This window comes from Streptomyces sp. NBC_00209 (genome assembly GCF_045206345.1).
Taxonomy (GTDB): domain Bacteria; phylum Actinomycetota; class Actinomycetes; order Streptomycetales; family Streptomycetaceae; genus Streptomyces.
On record NZ_CP108121.1, the window covers coordinates 2,119,007 to 2,135,155 of the forward strand.

Here is a 16,149-nt window from a genome sequence, read left to right on the forward strand (position 1 = left end):
AAACCGTACCACGACGCGGAGGTGGAGCTTTACCGGGTTACTCAGCCCCCGCCCTCATCGCCCGCCTTGTCCGAAGCGCTGGCTTGGCTGGCCTTGTCGGCCTTGTCGGCCTTGTCGGGCTTGGCCGCCTTGTCGGGCTTGGCCGCCTTGCCGTCGTCGGACTTGTCGGCCTTGCCGTCGTCGGCCGCCTTGGACTGGGCCGCGGCGGCCCGCTCCAGCGCGTCCTGGAGATCGGTCTGCGCCTTGCCGTAGGCCGTCCAGTCCTGCTTCTTCAGGGCCGCCTCGCCTTCCGTGTACGCCTTCTGGGCGTCGGCGATGGCCTTCTTGAGCGCGGCGTCACCGGTGGCCGGCGGCTGGCTGGTGTCCGGCGGCTCGGTGGTGTCGCCCGGTGGCTCGCTCGTATCGGAACCCTCGGCGCCGAACACGGCGTTCAGGGCCTCGCCGAGGCTGTTCTCGAAGACGATCTTCGAGCCGTACGAGGCGGCGACCTTGCGCAGCAGCGGGTAGTTCTGCGTGCCACCGCGCGTGTAGACCGGCTCGATGTAGAGGAAGCCCCCTTCGAGCGGCACGGTCAGCAGGTTGCCGTACTCGATGTCGGAGTCGGTGCCCTTGAGGTTTCTCACGAACTCGGCGACGTCGTCGTTGCCGTTGAGCTCACTCTGCACCTGCCCCGGGCCCTTCACCGCACCGGTGACTCTCAGGAGCCTTATGGTGCCGTAGTCCTTGCTGGCCGCATCGGCGTCCACCGCCATGAACGCCCCGAGGTCGGGCCGCCCCTTCGGGGTGAACGTCGTGGTGAGCGAGAACTTCTGAGCCGTCTGACCCGGCATCTTTATGCTCAGGTAGTACGGCGGGACGGAGCCGGACTCCTTGTTGGTCGGGTCGTCCGGGACCTGCCAGGCGTCACTGCCGCTGTAGAACTGGGCGGGGCTCGTGACGTGGTAGCGGGTCAGCAGCTCGCGCTGCACCTTGAACAGGTCCTGCGGGTAGCGCAGGTGGTCCATCAGGTCCTGCGGGATGTCCGCCCTGGGCTTCACGGTCCCGGGGAACGCCTTGCGCCAGGTCTTCAGGACCGGGTCCTTGGTGTCCCACTCGTACAGCGTGACCGTGCCGTCGTACGCGTCGACGGTGGCCTTCACCGAGTTGCGGATGTAGTTGACCTGGTTCTGCTGGGCGACGACCGCGCGCTGGTTGGTGGTCAGCGAGTCGGCCGTGGTGTCACCGAGCGTGGTGCGCGAGGCGTACGGGTAGCCGTTGGTCGTCGTGTAGGCGTCGACCACCCACTGGATGCGCTTGTTGACCACGGCCGGGTAGGCGTCGCCGTCGATGGTGAGCCAGGGGGCCACCGCCTCGACGCGCTCCTTGGGCGTGCGGTTGTAGAGGATCCGCGAACCGTCGCCGATGGCACCCGAGTACAGGATCTGCGGCTCGCTGAACGCCACGGCGTACGCGGCGCGGTTGAACGTGCTGGAGAGACTGACCCCACTGTCGCCCTTGTAGCTGGTGGTCTTCTCGCCGTCCTCCTCGTAGTCGAGCTCCTTCTGGGGCCCGCCGACGATGGAGTACTGCTCGGTCTTCTCGCCGTAGTAGATCTCCTGCTTGTACGTGCCCAGGTCGCCGGTGGTCGGCAGTCCGGACTCGGTGAAGTCGGGAGATCCCTTCGGGTTCTTACCGGTCGTGGTCCCCCGGGCGGCGATGGCGCCGTAGCCGTGGGTGTAGGTGAAGTGGTCGTTGATCCAGTTGCGCTTGGGGATGCCCTGGATGTTGAGCTCGCGCAGACCGATGACCGTGTCCTGCTCCTTGCCGGCGGCGTCCTTGTACCGGTCGACGTCCAGCGTCTTGGGGAACTGGTAGTAGTTCCTCTTCTGCTGGAGCTGCTGGAAGGCCGGCGAGACGACGTTGGGGTCCATCACCCGGTAGCTGGCCGCGTCGTTCGCCGCGGCCCGGAGCTTGGCGTCGTCGTCCTCGGTGGACTTGCCCGTGTAGTCCGAGACCTGCGCGTCATCGATGTCGTACGCGTTGCGCGTGGCCTCGATGTTCTTCCGGATGAACGGGGCTTCCTTGGCCTGCTCGTTCGGCTGGACCTGGAACTTCTGCACGATCGCCGGGTAGAGGCCGCCGATCAGGATGGCCGAGAGCACCATGAGCCCGAAGCCGATGACCGGGAGCTGCCAGGTGCGCCGCCAGAGCGTCGCGAAGAACAGCACGGCGCAGATCGCGGCGATGCAGAACAGGATCGTCTTCGCCGGAAGGTACGCGTTGGCGTCGACGTACCGCAGACCCGTCCAGTTGTCCGTGGCCTTGAAGTCACTGGACTTCACCGCCAGGCCGTACCGGTCGAGCCAGTACGCCACGGCCTTCAGCGTGACGAAGACCCCGAGCAGGACCGACAGGTGGCCGGTGGCCGCGCCCGTCGCCCGCGCGCCGGGGCTGGTGACACGCAGCCCGCCGTACAGGTAGTGGGTCAGTGCGGCGGCGATCAGCGAGAGCACCGTGGCCGCGAAGCCGAAGCCCAGCAGGAAGCGGTACCAGGGCAGGTCGAAGGCGTAGAACGACACGTCCAGATGGAACTGGGGGTCCTTCTGGCCGAACGACACGCCGTTCACGTACATCAGCCACGTCCGCCACTGACCCGAGGCGGAGGCGCCTGCGATCAGCCCGACCAGCGCGGTGACCGCGAGCAGCACCCACTTCTTGTACGGGGCGAGGCTCATCCGGTAGCGGTCCAGGCTCTGCTGCTCCAGCGACATCGCGCTCAGCGGCGGCCGGAGCCGGTGCGCGAGCCAGATGTTCAGGCCGACGGCCAGGGCCATCAGCAGTCCGAAGACGAGGAACAGCCCGATCTTGGTCCACAGGGTGGTGGTGAAGACGGACGAATACGCGACCGACCGATACCAGAGCCAGTCCGTCCAGAACCCGGCGAACATGACGAACGCCATGGCGAGAATCGCCAGGACGCCCAGTGTCATGAGCAGGGTTCGGGCGCGCCGGGACGGGCGGCCGACTCTGATCCGTGGCCCGGTCGGGCCTCCGCCGCGGTCCGGCATCTGGAAAGCCAACGTGCGCACCTCGAAGTTCGCGGGTCGTGTGGAGCGGGCCCAGCGATCGTAGAGCCCTTCCCTTCAACTTACTGATGCTTTACCTAGTTCCCGTTCCGGGGGCGGAAGGAGGCAGGATGTTGCCCATGTCCAACGTTTCCCCCTCAGGCCCTCCGATGGCCGCGAGCCCGCTCACCGTCGCGGTGCTCGAAATCGATGAGTACGTTTCCACCCTCGGCTGGGACCAGCCGGCCCGCCTCTTCGCCCTGGTCGACACCGCGCGGCTGCGGGCCCAGGAACCCGGCCTCGCCACCCAGCTCGGCCTTGACGACAGCGGGGCGAAGGCCGCCGCGCTGACCCCCGTCGAGCAGGAGGAGCTGCCCCCGGGCACGGCGCTGGACGAGTTCCTCGCCACGATCGCCTGGCCCGGCGCGGTCGCCGGGTGCGCCATGACGGTGGAGCGCCTGATGCTGCCGCCGTCCGCCGAGGCGTCCGTGCCGGACGGGCTGGACGACAAGCGGCTGACCAAGTGGGTCGCCGAGCACCCCGACCGGCAGGAGGTGCGGATGACCGTGGCCGTCCTGCGGGACGGGGCGCGCGAGTCCGCCGTACGCCTGCGGGAGAAGGACTCGGCCAGCGAGGTGCTGACCGGTGCCGGTCTCGTGCCGGGGCTGGCCGAGGCGCTGGCGGCCACCTTCGAGTCCTGACCGTCCGCAGTGAGTCGCGGGGGCGCGGTCAGCCTGCCGAGCAGCTCGGCAGCCCGGCCGTGTCCCCCGCCCGGAGCTTGTCCAGCGACTTCTTGGCGTCGTCGATGTTCTTGACCCGGATCAGGGTGAGCCCGTCGGGGGTGTCCGCCGCGGCGGACTCGCAGTTGTCGTCGGGGGTCAGGAAGTAGCGTGCGCCCGCGTCGCGCGCGCCGACCAGCTTCATGGTGATCCCGCCGATCGGGCCGACCTTGCCGTCGTCGTCGATGGTGCCGGTGCCGGCGATGAACTTGCCGCCCGTCAGCTGCCCCGGGGTCAGCTTGTCCACGATGCCCAGGGAGAACATCAGCCCCGCACTCGGGCCGCCCACATCGGCGAGCTTGATGTCGATCGCGAAGGGGAAGGTGTGGTCGGTCCCCGCCTGGATGCCGACGATCGCGCGATTCTCCTTGGGGGCCTTCACGGTGGTGAGGGTGACCTTCTCGGTGCCCCGGGGCTCCTTGCCGGCCTTCTCGGCCGCCGCCGCGGTCTTGGCCGGGATCACGGTGAAGGTGACGTCCTGGCCGGGCTTGTGCTTGGTGACCAGCTTCGCGACGTCCTCGGGCTTCTCGACCGCGGTGCCGTCGACGTTCTTGATGAGGTCGCCCGCGTGCAGCTTGCCCTGCGAGGGGCTGTCCTTGACGACGCTGGAGACCACGACGCGTGAGGTGACCGGGATCTTCAGCTCCTTGAGCGCCGCGACCTTGGCGCTCTCCTGGGACTGGCTGAACTCCTCGGCGTTCTCCTGCGTCGACTGCTCCTCGGTCTTGCCGTCCGGGTAGAGGGTGTCGTGCGGTACGACGACGCTGTCATGGCCCAGCCATCCGGAGACGGCCTCGACCAGATTCATGCTGTAGTCGGCGCCGGTGACACGGACCGTCGTCATGTTGAGGTTGCCGGACGTCTTGTACGTCTTGTGGCCGGTGATCCGCAGGACGGGGTCGCCCTCGACGTCACCGAGCGTGTTCACCGTCGGACCGGGAGACATCTCCGCGTACGGCACTTTGATCAGCACGCCCGCGCAGAGCAGCGCGATCAGGATCAGCGTGGAGGCGAGCATCGTCGCGGTGCGGCGTGGCATGGAACGACAGTACGGGAAGGGTCTGTCAGTGCACCGCCGGGGCCGGTCCGTACGGGGCCAGGGGCGGGCGGGGTGAGGACGCGGGACGCGGCCTCAGACGTTCGATATCTGCTCCACCGGTTCGGAACCGGAGTGGGACTTCTCCATGGCTTCGCGGAACCTCGCGTACCCGGCGAGCTCGGTGACGTCACCGGTGGTGCGGTTGCGGGCGGCCCAGCCCCCCCATATCGCCGCGCCGAACGCGGCGAAAACCGGAATCAACAACCAGGCGAGCGCTGCCATGCCGACCTCCCTACCCCCTGATGCGGCCGACTGGCCGATCAGCAGATTAACCATCTGGAAAACCAACGCTCGTGGCAGGGGTGCGGTTACGCAAATCGGGGCGGATGCCCGCCGTTCCGGTTTGCGCTCAGCAGGCGCCGACCCACTCCTCCGTGCCGTCCGAGAAGTGCTGGTGCTTCCAGATCGGAACCTCGTGCTTGAGGTCGTCGATGAGCTTGCGGGAGGCCGCGAACGCCTCCGCGCGGTGGGGGCAGGAGACCGCCACGACGACCGCGATGTCGCCCACCCGCAGTTCACCCACCCGGTGGACGGCGGCCAGTGCCCGGACCGGGAAGTCGGCGACGACCTTCTCCGCCACCCGGCGCAGCTCCTCGGCGGCCGAGGGGTGGCACGAGTAGCCGAGGCCGTCGACGTCCTGTCCGCCGTCGTGGTCACGCACGGTGCCGACGAAGAGGGTGGTGCCACCCGCGGCGTCGTCACCGACCGCCCGGAAGACCTCGTCCACCGACAGCGGCGTGTCACGGATGTCCAGCAGCCGGATCGGGTCCCGCGCCGTCTGCTCACCGGGGTGGTCGTACGTGAGTGCCATGACCCCCATCGTGCCGTACCGCACCGACAAGACGGAATTGCCGATTCACCCGGCGGGCCGCGCCCCGTCTTGGAGTCTCCTACAGGCTGCTCAGATGCGGCGGCGGGCCTTGCGGGCGCGGCGCACCAGGGCCGCGGTGCCGAGGAGCGCGACGGTCGCCCCGGCGGCTCCGGCGGCGGTGGCGTCCTTGCGGCCGAGGCGGCGGCCGGCGACGGTATGGCGTCCCTCCACCTCTTCCAGAAGCGCGGCGAGCACCTCCTCGTTGGTCCAGGCCGGGCGCCAGCCCGCGTCGTGCAGCCGGCTCACACTGACCACCCAGGGGTGCATGGTGTACGCCAGGTCGCCCGCGGGCGAGGGGGTGAGGCCGATCCGGTGCAGCCGGGCGGCGGCGCCCAGCGCGACGGCGGAGGGGAGCTCCATCCGGCGCACTCCGCTCAGCTCCTCGACCTCCTCCTGTTCCAGCCAGCCGTCGCAGCCGACCGCGAACTCCCCGTCGATCTTCTCCAGGGCGGCGTACTCCAGCGCCGTGACCAGGTCCTCCACGTGGCAGAACTGCCAGGCGGGCCGGGAACCGGCGACGACGAGCAGCCGGGGCGACTCGAAGTAGCGGGTCAGCGCGGTGTCCGTGCCGCCGACGAGCACGGCCGGGCGTACGACGGTGACGAGCAGCCCGGGATGAGCGCGCGGGGCGCGGCGGCCGAGCCGTTCGATCTCCAGCAGGTCGCCGACGCCGGTGGCCTCGGCGGTGGCCCGCAGCTCGGCGTCCTCGGCGAGTGGGAGGTCGTTGTCGGGCAGCGCCCCGTAGACCATGGCGGAGGTGCACAGGACGACGCGGTGGACGCCCGCGGCCGCGGCCGCGGTCAGCACGGTCTGGGTGCCGCGCACGTTGTAGGCGCTGCGCGCGGCGGGGTCGGTCTCCAGGTCGAGATCGAGCGCCAGGTGGACGACGACGTCCGCGCCGCGCAGCTTGTCGGCGATGGCGGGGTCGCGGACGTCGAGAAGGTGCCAGGTCGCGTCGGAGACCTCGCCCCGGCGCTCGTCGATGGCGATGACCTGCTTGATCTCCTCGGAGGCGGCGAGGCGCGCGGTGAGCAGCTCACCGACGCCCGTCGCGGCTCCGGTGACGGCCACGACCGGACCGCGGCCTCTGGGGCGGCCGGGGACGGATTTCTTCTCGGGTGACGGGTCGGCCAGGTTTCGCGCTGCGCGAACCTGCGGATCTGGGGAACTCACCGGGCGTCTCCAGCGGTTGTCTTCAGTACGTACCCGCGTGACACGTACGTACCAGGTGACGTCCATCCTGCCGCAGGGCCGGACCGGGCGGAGCACTGAGGCCCTGAGCGGACTTGGTGTCTACGCTGGATGGTGATGTCGGGCAGTCGCCGTCGGTTCCCCCGGCGGCCCTACGAGCCGAGGAAACCCGTGAGTGACACCCCATTCGGATTCGGCCTTCCGCCGGAGGAGCCGGACGACGGCGACCAGGGCAAGAAGAACGACCCCACCGGAGGTGGGCAGGGTTCGGGCGGTCCGGCGAACCCGTTCGGCTTCGGCCCCGGCGCGGGCGGTGACAACCCCTTCGCCGCCATGTTCGGCTCGATGAACCCCAACGACCTGGGCGCCGCCTTCCAGCAGCTCGGCCAGATGCTGAGCTACGAGGGCGGACCGGTCAACTGGGACATGGCCAAGCAGATCGCCCGGCAGACGGTGTCGCAGGGCACGCCGGACGGCTCCAAGGACGCGAGCGTGGGCCCCGCCGAGCGCTCGGCGGTCGACGAGGCGCTGCGCCTGGCCGACCTCTGGCTGGACGGGGTGACGTCGATGCCGTCCGGTGCCATCTCCAGCGTGGCGTGGAGCCGCGCGGAGTGGGTCGAGGCGACGCTCCCGGCCTGGCAGCAGCTGGTGGACCCGGTCGCCGAGCGGGTGGGCCTCGCCATGGGCGATGTGCTGCCCGAGGAGATGCAGGCGATGGCGGGCCCGCTGATCGGCATGATGCGGTCGATGGGCGGCGCGATGTTCGGCCAGCAGATCGGGCAGGCCGTCGGCGTGCTGGCGGGCGAGGTGGTCGGCTCGACCGACATCGGGCTGCCGCTGGGCCCGGCGGGCCGCGCCGCGCTCCTTCCGCTGAACGTGGAGCGGTTCGGCAAGGACCTGTCGGTCCCGCAGGACGAGGTCCGGCTGTATCTGGCCCTGCGCGAGGCCGCCCACCAGCGGCTCTTCGCCCATGTCCCGTGGCTCCGCTCGCATCTGTTCGGCGCCGTCGAGGGGTACGCGCGCGGCATCAAGGTCGACACCAGCAAGCTGGAGGACGTGGTCGGCCAGTTCGACCCCTCGCAGCCCGAGCAGTTGCAGGAGGCCCTTCAGCAGGGCATGTTCCAGCCGGAGGAGACGCCGGAGCAGAAGGCGGCCCTGGCCCGCCTGGAGACGGCCCTCGCGCTGGTCGAGGGCTGGGTGGACGCGGTGGTGCACGCCGCCGCGAAGTCCCGGCTGACCTCGGCCGACGCGCTGCGCGAGACGATGCGCCGGCGCCGGGCGTCCGGCGGCCCCGCCGAGCAGACCTTCGCCACGCTGATCGGCCTCCAGCTGCGTCCGCGCCGACTGCGGGACGCCTCGCGGCTGTGGGCCTCGCTCACGGACGCCCGCGGTCTTGAGGGGCGCGACGCGCTGTGGGAGCACCCCGACATGCTCCCGACCGCTCACGACCTGGACGACCCGGACGGCTTCGTCCACCACGAGCAGCTGGACTTCTCCGAGCTGGACAAGATGCTCGGCGAGGCGGCGAACGGCCCGAAGAAGCCCGAGCCGGGTGCGGACGCCCAGGACGACGCCACGGACGAGGGCGACGGCGACGGCAAGGACGACACCGACAAGTGAGCCTGCACGATGACGCCGTCCTCGTACTCAAGGGTCACGGAGCGGGGGCCGGCACTGCCCAGGAGGAGCTGCGCGACGCTTATCTGGAGCACCTCGCGCGCCATCCGGACGGCATGTGGAAGTCCTGCGGGGCCGGGCATCTGACGGCCAGCGCCCTGGTCGTGGACCCGGGGCGCGGCCGGGTGCTGCTCACGCTGCACCGGAAGCTGCGGATGTGGCTGCAGATGGGCGGCCACTGCGAGCCCGGTGACGCCACGCTGGCGGCGGCCGCGCTGCGGGAGGCCGCGGAGGAGTCCGGGATCGCCGGGCTGACGCTGCTGCCGGGCGGGCCCGTGGTCCTGGACCGGCATCCGATCCCCGCGCCGTGCCACTGGCACTTGGACGTGCAGTACGCGGCGGTGGCGCCGGCGGGCGCGACGGAGAGCATCAGCGACGAATCCCTGGACCTGCGCTGGTTCGCCTACGACGAGGTGGCCGGGGTCGCCGACGCCTCGGTGATCCGGCTGGTGGAGCATACGCGCGCGGTGCTGGACGGCGGCCGGTAGGCACCCGTACGACGTGACAACGGTAAGGGGCGGCCTCCTGAGAGGCCGCCCCTTACCTTCGCTGTGTGGCTCAGTTCCAGGCGTTGTTCTGGTTCTGGCCGTGCGCACCCTGCTGGCCCATGCCGTACTGGGCGGCGAGGCCCTGTCCGATCTGGGCGTTCTGCGGCGGCATCAGCTCGCTCGGCTGGACCAGGGCGAAGCCCTGCCCGAGGAAGCTGAGCTCCCAGCCCTCGCCGGTGTTGCCGCGCCGGCGGAAGACGCCCGAGGAGTGCGTCTGGGCCTGCATCTGCACCCGCAGCGAGGTCGACCAGGCGACGATCGCGTCGGCGTCCGCGCTGACGTACTTGTCGGGCGTGACCTGCATCATCAGCGGCTGGCCGGACGTCATCAGGGCGACCTTGCCGGTGCCGGAGATGTTGAGCTGGTACTTGCCGGTGCCCGAGATGCCGTACTGGCTGTCCACCGCGATGACCTCGGTGTGCAGCGAGGAGTCGAGCGCGAGGACGTAGGAGCTGTCCACCGTCAGGCCGTCGCGGTCGACGTCCACGACGTGGACGTACTGCGCCAGGTTGGCGAGGTAGACGGTGCCCTGCCCGGAGCAGCGCATCAGGTCCAGGCCCTCACCGGTGTGGGCGCGGGAACGGCGCTGGGCGTTCGACTGGTACTCGCCGTCGAACTCCATGAGCCCCTGGTAGGCGACCATGGCGCCCTTGCGGGCGAGGACGTCGTCGTGGCCGGTCAGCGCGACCCGCAGAAGCTGCGGGTTCTGGATGGTGTAGCGCTCCTGGGACTGCTGTTCCGTGAGGCCGAAAAGCGAACTCTGCATGGTGTGTTCTCCCTCCCCGTCAGTGCCGGACGCGCAGCCGGTCGGTGCTGTCCTCGCTCGGCTGGACGACGACGATCCCCTGGCCGGAGAAGGCCATCTGGAACGCCTCGCCGCTGCCCCGCCCGATGAGCGAGGACGCCTTGAAGCTGCGCTTGCCCTTCACCTTGAGGTTCGGGGACCAGGCGACCAGCGCGTCCGGGTCGACGTACGTCTCGTCCTCGCCGCGTCCGCAGTCGACCACGAGCGGCGTGCCGCGCGAGGTGATCGCGACCCAGCCGGTCCCCGAGATGCAGACGTTCCACAGGCCCTGGCCGGCGAACTTGGCGAGGCCCTTGACCCGCTCGACCCCCCAGGTGAGGTGGCCGTCGAAGGCGAGCACGTTGGTGCCGTTGACCGAGATCGAGTCGTTGTTGAGGTTGATGACGACGACGTCGGCGCCGTAGTCGGCGAGGTAGAGCAGCCCGTCGCCGGTGCACTTCATGAGGGGCGCGCCCTCGCCGGTGATCCACTGCGAGGCGATCTGGCGGACGGCGGGCGGGTTGGGCTCGTACTGGATGAAGCCCTCGTACGCGACCATCGATCCGGTGCGCGCGTAGAGGTCCTGGCCGGTCGCCATGGCGACCTTCAGCATGGAATGGCCGTGGTTCTCCATCCGTGCCGTGACGGGGGTCGGGGCGTAGCCCGCGAGTTGCTGATTCATGACGGGCTCCCTCAGACCTCGTAGGGCTGGACGACGATGAAGTTGCCGGGCGCGCCCCGGAACTGGAGGTTCACGGTCTCCCCGCTGTGTCCGGGATACGCGTTGCGGCGCAGCCGGACCTGGCTGGAGATGATCACCTGGGACGCGGACGACCACGCCACGACGGCGTTGCAGTCGGCGAAGGTGGTCGGGGTGACCGGCAGCACGACGGGCACACCGTGCGTCTTGACGACGAGGGTGCCGGTGCCCTGGAACTGCATCGTGAACAGGGCGCCGCCGGGGATGCCGTGGCCCTCGATGCGGCGGACCTCGTACTGGAGCGACTCGTCGAAGGCGAGCACGTTCTCGGCGGAGACGCAGACCCCGTCGCCCTGGAGCTCGATGGAGTGCAGATGGGCGCCTTCCTCGGCGAGGAAGACCTGGCCACGGCCGGTACAGCGCATGAGCTGCATCTCCTGGCCGGTGGCGTTGCCCACCATGCGGCCGGCGAAACCCGCGCCCTTGTAACTGAAGTCGACCTTGCCCTGGTACATCACCATGCTGCCCTGCCGGGCGAGCACTCCCGTACCGCCCATGGTCAGGTCGACCCGCATGAGCTGCTGGTTCTGCGGGGTCCAGCGCTGTCCGGTCGCGGTCTCCTTGTACGGCTGGAGCGCCGCCTGCAGACCGGCGCCGGCGGCCTGCGGAACACCGCCGGGCATGCCGTGCCCGCCGGGCGGCATGCCCGGCGGCTGCTGGCCGTACGGGGACGGGGCCTGCTGTCCGTAGGGCGCGGATGCCTGTCCGGGGACCTGCCCGAACTGCTGCTGGGGCTGGTGGGGCTGCTGCCCGAAGTGCTGCTGCGGCTGCTGGCCGGGCTGTCCGTACGGGGCCGGAGCGGGCGGCGGGGGCACGGTGCCGCCGGGCGGCGTCATCGGGGCGACGATCGTCGGCGCGGCGTGCATCTGCTGCTGCGGGGTCGGCGCCGGGCCGGGTGCGGGCGGCGGGGTCCCGAAGGACGGCGCGGGCTGCGGGGCCTGAGGCGCCTGCGGGGCCGCCGGGGCGCCGAAGGACGGGGCCGGGGCGGCCTGGGCGGGCGGAGCGAACGACGGGGCGGCGCCCTGCGGCGGCGCCGCGGCGGGCGTCTCCTCGGCGACCTCGCCGCCGAAGTTCTTCAGCAGCGCGTCCAGACCGCCGTCGAAGCCCTGGCCGACCGCGGCGAAGCGCCAGACGTCCTTGAGGTAGAAGTCGCCCAGCATGACGGCGCGCTCGGTGCTGAACTCCGAGCCGTTGAACGCGTACCGGACGACTTCCTCGCCGCCGGCCACGATCCGGATGTACCCGGGCCCGACCTGCGACATCTGCCCGGAACCGTCCACGGTCGCGGTGAACGACAGCTTGTGGATGTTCGCCGGAATGCGGTCCAGGGTGACACGGAACGACTCGGTGTCACCGCTCTGGGCACCGAGGAGCTGAATGGACTCCTCGGGGGATTTCGGCTGATTGAAGAAGATGAAATACCGGTCGTCGGAGAGCTGCTCATTGGCATCGAGCCCGAAGCAGCTGATGTCAAAGCTCAGCCCCGGGCCGGCGATCTGCACACCTACGTACAGGTCCGTCCCCGGCGTGAGATCACTGATCTTGGCCTTGTGGCCGCGTTGGAATTCCCTGGCCATGCGTAACGACCGTCCCCCATCCGGAAGGTGAATGCGTCGCGTCAGGCTATCCGCAAACTCCGGCATCGGGCGAAGCCGGTACAGACCCGGTACAGAAACACCCGACTCCGCTCACCCGGCGGCACCACCAGTCACTCGCCGCGTGCGGCCGGCAGGTGCGGCAGCCGGTCGGCGGCCACCACACCCTCCAGATAGCCGCGGGCCCGCTCGGTACGGGGATAAGCGTCCAGCAGCCGCCAGAACCGCGGCCCGTGCCCGGGCACCAGGAGGTGGGCGAGTTCGTGGACGAGCACGTAGTCCACGACGTACTCCGGCATGCCCTGCAACCGGTGCGACAGCCGGATGCTGCCCTCGGACGGGGTGCACGAGCCCCACCGGGTGTTCTGGTTGGTCACCCACCGCACGGATGCGGGCCTGGCCCGGGCGTCGAAGTACTGGGCGGACAGGCGCTCCGCCCGCTCGGCGAGCTCGGTGTCGCCGAGGACGCGCCTGCTCTCCTGGGCGGCGAGCTTGTCGAGCATCACATCCACCCAGCGCCGCTCCTCGGCCTCGGACATCCGGGCGGGGATGAGCACGATCGTGCGGTCGCCCTCGCGGTAGGCGGAGACCGTTCTGCTGCAGCGGGCGCTTCTGCGGACCTCGACCGCGCTCGTCGCCAGGGCGCGGCGGGCAGGGTCCGCACCGCGCCGGCGGGGTCCGGCGCCGGGCACGGCAGGCTCCCCGGCGGAGCCGGGCGACGGGTCGGCGGGCACGCCTCGACGTTACCCGCTGTGTATGGGGGAAGTCCCGCCTCCGGGACGGTTCTCCATGATCGGCTCCACGCCTTGCACCATTTGAACGACTAATACCCTCGCCTGTGGATAACTTTCCGCACGTCTCGGCGCCCCGCTGCATTCTGGCAAAGGAACACGCACGGCAAGTCGCGCCCAGCAAGTCGTGCACAGCGGAGTCACAGACACACAGACCGGGGGAAGCCGTGCATCCGATGTTGAAGCCCGCACTGCGCCGCGCTTGGCGGGGCGGGGACACCGTGCAATTCGGAGTGACACCCGCACATGCGGTGAAGGTCGGCCCGATGGATATCGCGACGAGCTGTTTCATGGAACTGCTCGACGGCACCAGAGGCATGCCACTGCTCCGCGAACAGGCCAGGGCGATGGACTTGAGCGAGCGTCATGTGGACATGCTGGTGACGCGGTTGACGGACGCCGGACTCGTCGACGACGTGCGGGCGGGCGGTCCGGCGGCGGAAGCGCTGCGGGCCATGTCCGACGTCCTGGAGCGCCACCGGCCCGACCTGGCCTCGCTCTCCGTCGTGCATCCCGAGCCCGGCGGCGGGATGCGCAGACTCGCGGCCCGCCGCTCGATGCGCGTTCAGGTCCGGGGCGCGGGCAGGGTCGGCGCGACCGTCGCGGCGGTGCTCTCCGGAGCGGGGGTCGGCCGGGTGGAGATCATGGACGGCGGGTGTACGGAGCCGGGGGACGTGTCCCCGGGCGGGCTGCCCGCCTCCGCAGTCGGGGAGCGCAGGGACCTGGCGGCCCGGCAACTGGTCCGCCGGTCGGCCCCCGGCCCGGGGCCCCGGGCGCCCGGGGCGGCGGGCTGCGGTCCGGCCGGGCACGAGCCGGGACTGTCCCTCATCGTGGTCGCCCCGCGCGACGGACTCTCGGCGTACGTCCCCGATCCGGGCACCGCCGAGCCGTGGATCTCCTCGGGCACACCTCATCTGTACGCGGGGGTGATGGAGGCCACCGGGTTCGTCGGGCCCCTGGTACTGCCCGGCGGCACGGCCTGCGCCGGCTGCCTCCAGCTGCACCGGCGGGACCGGGATCCGCAGTGGCCGCGCATGCTGGCGCAGTGGCAGTCCGGGCGGCGCGGCGCCGCGCAGGCGTGCGACCTGGGCCTGGCGACGGCGGTGGCGGGGCTGGCGGCGGCACACGCGCTGGCCTTCCTGGACGGCGAGCTGCCCGTGAGCACCGGTGCGCGGTGGGAGGCGGCGCTGCCGCTGTTGGACTGGAGGTCGGAACGGATCGGGGCGCACCTCGACTGTTCCTGTGGCGCCGCCGGTCACACTGAGGGGGTCCGCGCCTCCGAAGCCGGCACGGCGCACGACACAATGGCCGGGTAACCGCCGCACGCAGCGCGGCAGTCTGGGAATTGGAGGGGCCTATGTCTGATCTTCCCCGGAAGGCGGTCACTCGTACCGCCAAGCTGGCCGCGCTGCCGTTGGGTTTCGCCGGCCGTGCCACCTGGGGGCTGGGCAAGCGCATCGGCGGGAAGTCGGCGGAGCTGGTGGCCCGCGAGGTGCAGCAGCGCACCGCGGACCAGCTCTTCAAGGTTCTCGGGGAGCTGAAGGGCGGGGCGATGAAGCTCGGCCAGGCCCTGTCCGTCTTCGAGTCCGCGCTGCCCGAGGAGGTCGCGGGGCCCTACCGCGCGGCGCTCACCAAACTCCAGGAGGCCGCCCCGCCCATGCCGAGCGGCACGGTGCACGCGGTCCTGGCGGAGCGGCTCGGCGAGGACTGGCGGGAGCTGTTCCTGACGTTCGAGGACAAGCCCTCGGCCGCGGCGTCGATCGGCCAGGTGCACCGGGCGGTGTGGCACGACGGCCGGGACGTGGCCGTGAAGGTCCAGTACCCGGGCGCGGGCGAGGCGCTGCTCTCGGACCTGACCCAGCTCAGCCGGTTCGCGCGACTGCTGGGCCCGCTGGTTCCGGGCATGGACATCAAGCCGCTGATCACGGAGATGCGGGACCGGGTCTCCGAGGAGCTGGACTACGAGCAGGAGGCGCGGTCCCAGCAGGCGCATGCCGAGGAGTTCGCGGATGATCCCGATGTCGTGGTCCCGGAGGTGGTCCACGGGTCGGCGCAGGTGCTGGTCACCGAATGGATGGACGGGGTCCCGCTGGCCGATGTGATCACCAACGGGACGGCCGGGCAGCGTGACCGGGCCGGCCAGCTGCTCGCGAGGTTCCTCTTCTCGGGCCCCGCGCGCACGGGCCTGCTCCACGCCGACCCGCACCCGGGCAACTTCCGGCTGCTGCCCCCGGACCCGGAGGCGGACGTGTCCGGCGACGAAGGTGCGGACGAGGCACCGTGGCGGCTGGGGGTGCTGGACTTCGGGACGGTGGACCGGCTGCCGGGCGGGCTGCCGCAGACCATCGGGGACGCGCTGCGGCTGACGCTGGGGGGCGACGCGGACGCGGTCTACGAGATGCTGCGGGCGGAGGGCTTCGTCAAGGACTCGATCGACCTGGAAGCGGACGCGGTGCTGGACTACCTGCTGCCGATCATCGAGCCGGCCGAGGCGGAGGAGTTCACGTTCAGCCGGAGCTGGATGCGTCATCAGGCGGCCCGGATAGCGGATCCGCGCTCCCCGGCCCATCAGTTGGGCAAGCAGCTGAACCTGCCGCCGTCCTACCTGCTGATACACCGGGTGACGCTGAGCACGATCGGGGTGCTGTGCCAGCTCGGCGCCACGGTCCGCCTCCGCGACGAACTCGATTCCTGGCTACCGGGGTTCCTGCCACCGGAGGGCGTCGAGGACGTGGAGGACACGGAGGATCTGGAGGTCCCGGAAGCCTTCGCGGACGACGCGGACCGGGACGACCTGGGCCCGGACGACCTGGGCCCGGAGCACGTGCCACCGGCACCGAGGTCCGCCGAAACGGTGGACGCCGGCTAGCCGGGCGGGACCGGCCGTTCGGGGCCGACCGATCTGGCCCCACCCCGCCCCGACCCCGAAACGCCCCCGGGGCCGGTCCGTTGGACGGATCGGCCCCGAGGTGGGGTGCTGCTGCGCGGGTGACGCTGGGAGGCGTGGCCC

At 70.8% G+C, this 16,149-nt stretch carries 14 protein-coding genes; 5 read left to right on the forward strand and 9 right to left on the reverse strand.

Annotated elements, in window-relative coordinates; all coding sequences use genetic code 11:
• Positions 1-41: 41 nt before the first annotated feature.
• Positions 42-3,047: a UPF0182 family protein gene (locus OG867_RS09250; protein WP_406290853.1), complete on the reverse strand. Its 3,006-nt coding sequence runs from the start codon at positions 3,045-3,047 to the stop codon at positions 42-44.
• Between the two features lie 137 nt (positions 3,048-3,184).
• Here OG867_RS09250 and OG867_RS09255 point away from each other — a divergent pair, with 137 nt between their 5' ends.
• A complete protein-coding gene (locus OG867_RS09255) occupies positions 3,185-3,745 on the forward strand; it encodes a PPA1309 family protein (RefSeq protein ID WP_328902221.1) in 561 nt (186 codons plus the stop codon).
• 28 nt (positions 3,746-3,773) lie between these two features.
• Here OG867_RS09255 and OG867_RS09260 read toward each other — a convergent pair whose 3' ends face one another.
• From OG867_RS09260 to OG867_RS09275, 4 genes are all read right to left on the reverse strand, one after another.
• Positions 3,774-4,862: a PDZ domain-containing protein gene (locus OG867_RS09260; RefSeq protein ID WP_406284202.1), complete on the reverse strand. Its 1,089-nt coding sequence runs from the start codon at positions 4,860-4,862 to the stop codon at positions 3,774-3,776.
• A 93-nt stretch (positions 4,863-4,955) separates the two neighbouring features.
• Positions 4,956-5,144 (reverse strand): hypothetical protein, encoded by a 189-nt coding sequence (locus OG867_RS09265; protein ID WP_018520835.1) that lies wholly within the window; start codon positions 5,142-5,144, stop codon positions 4,956-4,958.
• Between the two features lie 127 nt (positions 5,145-5,271).
• A complete protein-coding gene (locus OG867_RS09270) occupies positions 5,272-5,733 on the reverse strand; it encodes a molybdenum cofactor biosynthesis protein MoaE (RefSeq protein WP_161208426.1) in 462 nt (153 codons plus the stop codon).
• Positions 5,734-5,823: 90 nt separating this feature from the next.
• A complete protein-coding gene (locus tag OG867_RS09275; RefSeq protein ID WP_406284204.1) occupies positions 5,824-6,966 on the reverse strand; it encodes an SDR family oxidoreductase in 1,143 nt (380 codons plus the stop codon).
• Positions 6,967-7,155: 189 nt separating this feature from the next.
• Here OG867_RS09275 and OG867_RS09280 point away from each other — a divergent pair, with 189 nt between their 5' ends.
• Both OG867_RS09280 and OG867_RS09285 read left to right on the forward strand, forming a co-directional pair.
• Positions 7,156-8,604, forward strand: coding sequence for a zinc-dependent metalloprotease (locus tag OG867_RS09280; RefSeq protein WP_406284206.1), 1,449 nt, complete (start codon positions 7,156-7,158; stop codon positions 8,602-8,604).
• Positions 8,601-9,149 (forward strand): NUDIX hydrolase, encoded by a 549-nt coding sequence (locus OG867_RS09285; RefSeq protein ID WP_406284208.1) that lies wholly within the window; start codon positions 8,601-8,603, stop codon positions 9,147-9,149. The genes OG867_RS09280 and OG867_RS09285 overlap by 4 nt, the downstream gene beginning before the upstream one ends.
• A 70-nt stretch (positions 9,150-9,219) precedes the next feature.
• On the opposite strand, the gene OG867_RS09290 is transcribed toward OG867_RS09285, so the two are convergent.
• The 4 genes from OG867_RS09290 to OG867_RS09305 all read right to left on the reverse strand — a co-directional run bounded on the left by OG867_RS09290 (position 9,220) and on the right by OG867_RS09305 (position 13,082).
• Positions 9,220-9,975 carry an AIM24 family protein gene (locus OG867_RS09290; RefSeq protein WP_328902216.1) on the reverse strand — a complete coding sequence of 252 codons (756 nt, stop codon included), beginning with the start codon at positions 9,973-9,975 and terminating at the stop codon, positions 9,220-9,222.
• Positions 9,976-9,994: 19 nt separating this feature from the next.
• Positions 9,995-10,675: an AIM24 family protein gene (locus OG867_RS09295; protein ID WP_018105538.1), complete on the reverse strand. Its 681-nt coding sequence runs from the start codon at positions 10,673-10,675 to the stop codon at positions 9,995-9,997.
• A gap of 11 nt (positions 10,676-10,686) precedes the next feature.
• The gene (locus OG867_RS09300; protein WP_406284210.1) at positions 10,687-12,330 is read right to left on the reverse strand and encodes a TerD family protein; all 1,644 of its coding nucleotides are present in this window, start codon (positions 12,328-12,330) and stop codon (positions 10,687-10,689) included.
• A 131-nt stretch (positions 12,331-12,461) separates the two neighbouring features.
• Entirely contained in the window at positions 12,462-13,082 is a 621-nt protein-coding gene (locus OG867_RS09305; protein ID WP_406284212.1) for a M48 family metallopeptidase, read from the reverse strand.
• Between the two features lie 224 nt (positions 13,083-13,306).
• Between OG867_RS09305 and OG867_RS09310 the strand changes: the two genes are divergently transcribed.
• Both OG867_RS09310 and OG867_RS09315 read left to right on the forward strand, forming a co-directional pair.
• Positions 13,307-14,455: a ThiF family adenylyltransferase gene (locus tag OG867_RS09310; RefSeq protein WP_406284214.1), complete on the forward strand. Its 1,149-nt coding sequence runs from the start codon at positions 13,307-13,309 to the stop codon at positions 14,453-14,455.
• A gap of 41 nt (positions 14,456-14,496) precedes the next feature.
• Positions 14,497-16,008 carry an ABC1 kinase family protein gene (locus tag OG867_RS09315; RefSeq protein WP_406284216.1) on the forward strand — a complete coding sequence of 504 codons (1,512 nt, stop codon included), beginning with the start codon at positions 14,497-14,499 and terminating at the stop codon, positions 16,006-16,008.
• Positions 16,009-16,149 lie beyond the last annotated feature (141 nt).